This window comes from Paraglaciecola arctica BSs20135 (assembly GCF_000314995.1).
GTDB lineage: Bacteria > Pseudomonadota > Gammaproteobacteria > Enterobacterales > Alteromonadaceae > Paraglaciecola > Paraglaciecola arctica.
The window spans coordinates 105,801-112,833 of the sequence record NZ_BAEO01000005.1; the positions used below are offsets into that span (position 1 = coordinate 105,801).

Here is a 7,033-nt window from a genome sequence, read left to right on the forward strand (position 1 = left end):
ATAAACAAATATGAAACACCCAAACTTAAGACACATCAAATATTTAGTTATTTTTGGTGCCTTATTATTTAGTTCCTTCACATCAGCAGAGTTATTGGTGGTCAAACAACGTTTTGAGACCACCAATTTCAAAACATTTAATGGCCAAACCATTAAAAAAGTGGCTGTGGGTTGGGAAAGTTATGGCAAACTAAATGCACAAAAAGACAATGTTATATTAGTAACTCACTTCTTTAGTGGCAATTCCCATGCGGCTGGAAAATACTCAAAAGACGATAAACAAGCCGGTTATTGGGATGCCTTAATTGGTCCCGGCAAAGCCATAGACACCAACAAATTTTATGTCATTAGTGTCGACAGTTTGGCTAATTTAGCTGCAAAAGATCCTAATGTCATTACCACAGGCCCTGCGTCAATCAATCCCGATACGGGCAAGGCTTATGGCCTAGACTTCCCTGTTGTAACTATTAGAGATTTTGTGAATGTACAAAAATTGGTACTCGAAAGTTTAGGTATCAAAAAACTACATGCAGTCATTGGTGCTTCTATGGGGTCGATGCAAGCCATTGACTGGGCATCCGCTTATCCAGACTGGGTGCCTAGAATGATCTCTGTTATTGGTAGTGGCCAAAGTGATGCATGGACTACAGCTTTAATAGAACGTTGGGCGATCCCAATTCGACTCGACCCTAATTGGCGAAATGGTGATTATTATGAGCATACAGCACCCACTGAGGGCTTAATTGCTGCCTTAATGTTTATCACCCAAGATGCATTAACCCCTCAAGCGTTTAATCAAATTGGGCAAACAAAAGCAATTAATCATCAAGCTTTGCAAACTGAGCCACTGCATTCGATTAATGGCACATATTCCATAACGAACTGGCTTAGAGAACGGGCGGCAACAAGGGCTAAACTAGTCGATGCTAACCATCTTTTATATTTAGCCAGAGCATCTCAATTGTTTATTGCCGGTCATGGAAAAAACCTTACTGAGGGATTAAAAAAAATCAAAGCCAAAAGCCTATTTTTACCTTCATCTAATGATTTGTTACTCATGCCATACCTAAGTCATGAGGCCAACCAACAACTCCAAGACCTAGGCAAGGATAGTCAATTACAAGAGTTATCAGGTGATTCAGGTCACTTAAACGGTGTGATTGGCATCAGTCAAAAAGCGCAACAAATCAAAGAATTTATAGAACAATAATTCCAATCATCAAAGAGGATGAAAATGAAAAACCTAACAATTTTATTGGTAAGCTGTTTGCTTTTCAATAGTGGTCAGCTTGCTGCCAAAAAACTTAACTTAGAACTAACCAATATTGGTGTATCAGGATTGTCGAGTGGCGGCTATATGGCTAATCAATTTCATATTGCGCACTCTGATTGGGTAGACAAAGCAGGCATCATTGCTGCTGGGCCTTATTATTGTGCCCAAAACAGTATCAAAACGGCTCTTGCACAATGTGTTAATAAAAGTACAGACGCAACCAAGCAAAATCTAACACTTCAAGCTGAAGCTTATGAAGAGCAACAAAAAATCGCCAAATTAGAGAATCTAAAAAACAGTAAAGTGTGGTTATTAAGAGGCACAAAAGACTCTAAAATTGATGCTAATGTGACGCAAGCACTACAAGAGCAATATCTTAAGTGGATTGAACCCAAAAATGTGCAATACGTTAACCAAAAAGCTTTTGCCCACCACTTTCCAACCCTTGCTACTGGTGCACAATGTGATGTATCTGAATCCCCTTTTCTAGGTAATTGTGATTATGATGCGGCAGGAAACATGCTGACTTTTTTGTACTCAGATCTTCAAGCACGGAATGCCGTACCACTAGGAAAGTTAGTTGCAATTGATCAACAATTATTAGGTGGTGAGCAAGCAGCTAGTCTTGCCAATCAAGGATTTGTATATATTCCTAAAAGTTGTCAAACAGGTGAAAGTTGTCAATTACATATTAGTTTTCATGGCTGTCAGCAAAATGAGCAAACTGTAGGTACCCAGTTTGTCGAAAACAATGGTTTAAATAATTGGGCAGACGCTAATCATCTTGTTGTACTTTACCCGCAAACTAAAAACTCCATGTTTATGCCGCTAAATCCCCAAGGCTGTTGGGATTGGTGGGGTTATACCGGCAACGACTATGCCAACCAAAATGGCCAACAAATTAAAGCTGTTAAACAAATTGTAGAGTCATTAACTCAAAAATTAGATATCTAGGAGAGTCGACATGGCTAAAAGAAATGTACTTATTACAGGTGGCGCTAGTGGTATTGGTTTGGGTATTGCACAACACTTAGGTAGCTTGGGGCATCACATTATCATTGCGGATATTAATTTGGCTGCAGCAACAATAGCTGTTGAACAATTACATAAACAAGATATAGGCGCGTCAGCAATTGAACTCGATGTCACCAATTTACAAGATGTGGCTAACCTAGCAAACACCCTACTCCCGTTAACAGTAGATGTGTTAATCAACAATGCGGGAGTACAACACGTCAGTAAGCTTGAGGACTTCCCGCCTGAAAAATGGCAACTGCTGATCAATATAATGTTAGTGGCACCTGCAATGCTAAGCCAAGCTTTATTACCTAACATGCGCAAGCAAAATTACGGGCGTATTATCAATATAGGCTCAGTACATTCAGTAGTGGCATCACCATTTAAATCAGCCTATGTAGCGGCCAAACACGGATTATTGGGCTTTGCTAAAACCCTCGCCCTAGAAACCGGTGATTGTGATGTAACAGTCAACACACTCTGCCCCGCTTACGTAAAAACACCACTTGTTGAAAACCAGATTGCTGCCCAAGCTATTGAGAATGGTATCAGCGAACAAGAAGTAGTCGATACCATAATGCTTGCACCTATGCCTAAAAAAGCATTTATTGGTATAGATGAATTGGCAGCAACAGCCGCATTTTTACTAAGCAATGAAGCCAGAAACATCACCGCACAAGCCTTAGTGATTGATGGAGGATGGACGGCAAGATAAGGCTTAACTTGTATAATAAAAACTCATACGGCCTGAAGCATCCACTAAGATTCAGGTCGTATGGTTATATCTAACTACCCCCTATTTACGCATATTCTCAAATAACGATGGCTCCCAAGGACGCATCGCCATAAGCATACCGATATGTTGACGTTTATTTAGTGGCAAATCTGCATCTTCTTGATTCAACACAGCCGCTTCTTTGGTTAATTGATTAAGTTTACGCTGAATAATTTCGATAGATGATTGGGAGTAACGGCCCCGCAGATAAAAACGAAACAGCCATTGTTCATTTTGTTTAGGTGCCATAAATTTCACCATGACTTCCTGCTCCATAAACTTTTCTAATGGACCTCCAGGTATCCACCTAAAATCTTGGGCAATCAGCGATTTAAAATGATTATTCGGCAATAAATCGATAATTTTAAGTTTATCTAATCTCGCCAATAGCTGAATACATTGATGTTTATCTATAGCGTAATAATTGATGATCTCATCAAACTTCCAAGCATCACGCACACACACGGCCACTAACAACAACTTAGGATCAGCCAATAACTGATTTTCTTGCTCTACCGTTAACTGACTGATTTGCTGTACTTGTTTTTCGGTTAAGACGAACAAATCAGATAGCCTCATCTGCAAAATGTCACAAAATTGTTCAAGGCGCTGCAAAGTAAAACTTTCAGTGGAAAAGATCCGTTTAACATTGGCTTCGCTCATGTCGAGCTTAAGAGCAATATCTTTGTAAGTGATCTGCTGTTGCCGTAACAGCTGTTTCAACGTTTTATTAACCTGACTTATTTGACTCATAAGTTTCCTCAATTTATCGAAAGGTATTAATAAACTATACCAAAAGTGTCAAATGAGTATACAAAACACAACAGTGTTTACCTATTAAATACTAAAGCCTAATCTTTATCTCGTTCACAACCCAAAAGGAAGAACAATGAAACTTACAACTATTGCTTTGGTATTTACCCTTTCTATTACATCTGTAGCTGTAAAAGCTGAAGGTTCAACTCAGCATAGCGGCCAAGCCAGTAAACATTCTGTGTTAGCTGTGGCTCATGGTGCGGTATCCACAGCTCAAGTAGCCAGTGCGGTGGTTGCTGTGCCGCTTGTAGTAGCGGGAAGCGTAGCATTATCAGCTGGGGCAGCCAGTGTTCAAACAGCGGCTTCTATCGCCAATTCGGCCAGTAGCCATACACATCATGGCCCATTGGTTATTACCGAAACCACTATTACTGCAGATCCTGCACCAAACAAAGTGATTGTTACCCAGAAAAAACAAACCGTTGTTCATAGTCACTAGTTAAAGCAACGCTGCCAATTTTGTTTGGCAGCGTCTATTTTTAAAGGAATGAAACCATGAAATTTATAAATGTATTTATCTTATTGGCCTTATTTTGCTTGCCGACTTGGGCTGGCAGTCAGGCCAACAAACAAGCTGTCATCGAACCGGAAAAAATCGTTAAGTTTGCAAAAGATGTAGAAAAGTATGCGGCCGCCCAAGGTGCTAGAGCGTTTATCATTGCTCGAGTGGGTAGGCCTGAAAAAGAATTACCTAAAGGCATTCACTATACTCACACTGCCATAGCAGTGTATTCAAATATTCAACTAACTAATGGTGAAACGGCTCAAGGTTATGCGATCCACAATCTATATCAGGTTGATGGTCAGCCAAATAGAAGCCAACTAGTGCAAGACTACCCAGTGGATTTTTTCTGGGGGGCACAAACATTAAAAGCAGGGATTATTATTCCCAGTGACGAAATCCAAACAGGACTAATTGAATTAATTGCCGGTGGTAAAAATAGCAACTTACATAACCCCAAATACTCAGTAATTGCTAACCCAATGAATAGCCAATTACAAAATTGCACTGAACACACTTTAGACATGATAAACGCCGCGATTTATCAAACTACTGACATCAAACAACTCAAAACAAATACCCGCGCCTATTACACAGCTCAGCGCGTTAGAACGAGTCGTTTTAAATTGATGTTTGGCTCTTTGTTAATGGATGATGTCACAACCAAAGATCACCAAGGAAAAATTGCCACTGCTACTTTTGGTTCAATTCACAAGTACTTAGACCAATATCAATTAGCCCAACATGGCGTCACCTTTTATGCCGATGGCGAAACAGAGATGCTTTAAGGTAAAGTTTATTATTAATATACCTTTCGTAGTAATAATCGCTACAAATATCAACACAGTTTATTTTTAATTAACCAGTGTTTATTGTAGCGCCAGTTCAACGACCTAACAAAATGACCGAAAAGGAAAGTGATTATGAAAACTCAAGCCCCAACGAAGTCTTACACTTTAGCCTCTATTGCTGCCTTAATCATTGGTGCAGGCGCTTATGGAATAGGCCTATTCAATACTGACATGGCACTTAATGAAAAAGGCTATTATTTATGTATTATTTTATACGGTTTATTCTCAATGGTGTCGTTACAAAAAACCATTCGTGACAAAGCAGAAGGTATCGCCACCTCAAAAATTTATTATAGTATTTCATGGGCATCGGCAGGCATATCTATCGCCCTCTTAGCTATAGGTTTGTTCAATGCCGAATTACTACTTAGTGAAAAAGGGTTTTACGCCATGGCCTATGTTTTGAGTATATTTGCCGCCGTAACTGTGCAAAAGAATGTACGTGATAATCAAGCCTTTGCGTCGCAAGAAATAACAACTGCAGAACCTTTGCAAGACGAGTTTATAGCCGAGTAGAAAAGTTAAAAAGCAATAGAGAGCCCCGCTCTCTATTGCTTCACTGACCTATACCCACAACGCTAATAGAGATGCCCAATAGTTAATCGACAAATTAGGAAGAAGCAAGTTCGTTAGAAACTGAGACATTACACCATAACACTCAATAGTCGACGTTTAAGGTGAAATGTTTTTTCACTTCAACACTACATTAAAACGCTCACCTTCAAATTCGACAATATCACCCGACATTATTTTCTTACGGCGTCTGGTTTCTACTTCTCCATTGACCAGTACCCTACCATCATCAATGGCAGCTTTTGCTTCGCCGCCACTGGATACTAGTGCTTCGAATTTTAGTATTTGATACAGAGCAATAGGCTCTGCATTAATTTCAATATTTTTTGTTGTACCTGTTTCCACTTTCAATTCAGCCTTAACTTTATTTAACTCGAACATCACCTTCGTAATTCAATAATAGTATGCACCAAAATACTGCTACTTATAACAGTAAGATAAGAAGCTTTAAAATATCACAAGGTAACTGTTATAATGGCTAGGCCTAAATCGTCCCAAATTCACTAACTGAGCTGTATAGATGAAATTATTGATTAACCTTATTCGCAACCTGTTAGGTTGCATCATTGCTGCTATTGATTTTGTGACCCGTGGTTTCAAACTAAAACGCACTGCAGAAGCACAACAACAAGTAGCAACAGAGATAGAAAAACTGTCTTTATATCAGTTTTTTGCCTGCCCATTTTGCATAAAAACCCGCAGAGCTATGTATAAAATGAATCTGCCTATAGTCAAACGTAACGCCTCACAAGGTTCGCCTTATCGTGAAGAGTTATTGCAAGGCGGTGGAAAGATTCAAACCCCATGTTTGCGCATCGAAAAAGATGATGGTGTTGAATGGTTGTATGAGTCTTCTGAGATTATAAGTTATCTAGAAAAGCGTTTTGTTTAAAAGCTAATTTTAAAGCATAAGCGGATGGTAACATCCACCCGTATATACCCCGTCATTCCCGCGAAGGCGGGAACCTCCAACAACATCTGTAGATTTCAATAAAGTATCTTATTTCCAAAGTTAAAATTGATTGAAATACACTAATATCATACTGTTTTTAAAAGATTTAAATTGGCTGCACGGTAAATGTTAGTGGGTTCCCTCCTCCGAGGGAATGACGTGTAATATATTCAATATCTGCGCCGTCAGCGAGGTGTAATATCTTAAAAATCCTCACCGTCTGTTTACTGCTAATTGGGATCGTTCACTGAGCGGTTAGGCTATGACCGCTTCT

Annotated in this window: 9 protein-coding genes; 7 read left to right on the plus strand and 2 right to left on the minus strand. The window is 39.4% G+C overall.

Features of this window, described 5'->3' with window-relative positions; all coding sequences use genetic code 11:
• Nucleotides 1-10 precede the first annotated feature (10 nt).
• The 3 genes from GARC_RS01250 to GARC_RS01260 are packed head-to-tail and all read left to right on the plus strand — an operon-like array spanning nt 11 to nt 3,005.
• A complete protein-coding gene (locus tag GARC_RS01250) occupies nt 11-1,210 on the plus strand; it encodes an E22 family MetX-like putative esterase (RefSeq protein WP_007615883.1) in 1,200 nt (399 codons plus the stop codon).
• A 24-nt stretch (nt 1,211-1,234) separates the two neighbouring features.
• Nucleotides 1,235-2,227: an extracellular catalytic domain type 2 short-chain-length polyhydroxyalkanoate depolymerase gene (locus GARC_RS01255; RefSeq protein WP_007615884.1), complete on the plus strand. Its 993-nt coding sequence runs from the start codon at nt 1,235-1,237 to the stop codon at nt 2,225-2,227.
• Nucleotides 2,228-2,237: 10 nt separating this feature from the next.
• Nucleotides 2,238-3,005, plus strand: a complete 768-nt coding sequence (locus GARC_RS01260; protein ID WP_007615885.1) for a 3-hydroxybutyrate dehydrogenase — start codon at nt 2,238-2,240, stop codon at nt 3,003-3,005.
• An 81-nt stretch (nt 3,006-3,086) separates the two neighbouring features.
• Here GARC_RS01260 and GARC_RS01265 read toward each other — a convergent pair whose 3' ends face one another.
• A complete protein-coding gene (locus GARC_RS01265) occupies nt 3,087-3,818 on the minus strand; it encodes a helix-turn-helix domain-containing protein (protein WP_007615886.1) in 732 nt (243 codons plus the stop codon).
• A gap of 136 nt (nt 3,819-3,954) precedes the next feature.
• On the opposite strand from GARC_RS01265, the gene GARC_RS01270 reads away from it, so the two are divergent.
• From GARC_RS01270 to yiaA, 3 genes are all read left to right on the plus strand, one after another.
• Nucleotides 3,955-4,320, plus strand: a complete 366-nt coding sequence (locus tag GARC_RS01270) for a hypothetical protein (protein ID WP_007615888.1) — start codon at nt 3,955-3,957, stop codon at nt 4,318-4,320.
• A 56-nt stretch (nt 4,321-4,376) separates the two neighbouring features.
• Entirely contained in the window at nt 4,377-5,171 is a 795-nt protein-coding gene (locus GARC_RS01275; protein ID WP_007615890.1) for a DUF2145 domain-containing protein, read from the plus strand.
• A 135-nt stretch (nt 5,172-5,306) separates the two neighbouring features.
• The gene (gene yiaA / locus GARC_RS01280; RefSeq protein WP_007615892.1) at nt 5,307-5,750 is read left to right on the plus strand and encodes an inner membrane protein YiaA; all 444 of its coding nucleotides are present in this window, start codon (nt 5,307-5,309) and stop codon (nt 5,748-5,750) included.
• Nucleotides 5,751-5,924: 174 nt separating this feature from the next.
• On the opposite strand, the gene GARC_RS01285 is transcribed toward yiaA, so the two are convergent.
• Complete coding sequence (locus GARC_RS01285; RefSeq protein WP_052151444.1) at nt 5,925-6,188, minus strand: RNA-binding S4 domain-containing protein; 264 nt, start codon at nt 6,186-6,188, stop codon at nt 5,925-5,927.
• A gap of 139 nt (nt 6,189-6,327) precedes the next feature.
• On the opposite strand from GARC_RS01285, the gene GARC_RS01290 reads away from it, so the two are divergent.
• Nucleotides 6,328-6,699: a glutathione S-transferase N-terminal domain-containing protein gene (locus GARC_RS01290; RefSeq protein ID WP_007615898.1), complete on the plus strand. Its 372-nt coding sequence runs from the start codon at nt 6,328-6,330 to the stop codon at nt 6,697-6,699.
• The last annotated feature ends 334 nt before the right edge of the window (nt 6,700-7,033 follow it).

Excerpts from the sequence above, each read along its gene's own strand:
- GARC_RS01285 (WP_052151444.1), bottom strand. The coding sequence starts at position 6,188 with ATGTTCGAGTTAAATAAAGTTAAGGCTGAATTGAAAGTGGAAACAGGT.
- GARC_RS01270 (WP_007615888.1), top strand. The coding sequence starts at position 3,955 with ATGAAACTTACAACTATTGCTTTGGTATTTACCCTTTCTATTACATCT.
- GARC_RS01255 (WP_007615884.1), top strand. The coding sequence starts at position 1,235 with ATGAAAAACCTAACAATTTTATTGGTAAGCTGTTTGCTTTTCAATAGT.
- GARC_RS01275 (WP_007615890.1), top strand. The coding sequence starts at position 4,377 with ATGAAATTTATAAATGTATTTATCTTATTGGCCTTATTTTGCTTGCCG.
- GARC_RS01260 (WP_007615885.1), top strand. The coding sequence starts at position 2,238 with ATGGCTAAAAGAAATGTACTTATTACAGGTGGCGCTAGTGGTATTGGT.
- GARC_RS01250 (WP_007615883.1), top strand. The coding sequence starts at position 11 with ATGAAACACCCAAACTTAAGACACATCAAATATTTAGTTATTTTTGGT.
- yiaA (WP_007615892.1), top strand. The coding sequence starts at position 5,307 with ATGAAAACTCAAGCCCCAACGAAGTCTTACACTTTAGCCTCTATTGCT.
- GARC_RS01290 (WP_007615898.1), top strand. The coding sequence starts at position 6,328 with ATGAAATTATTGATTAACCTTATTCGCAACCTGTTAGGTTGCATCATT.
- GARC_RS01265 (WP_007615886.1), bottom strand. The coding sequence starts at position 3,818 with ATGAGTCAAATAAGTCAGGTTAATAAAACGTTGAAACAGCTGTTACGG.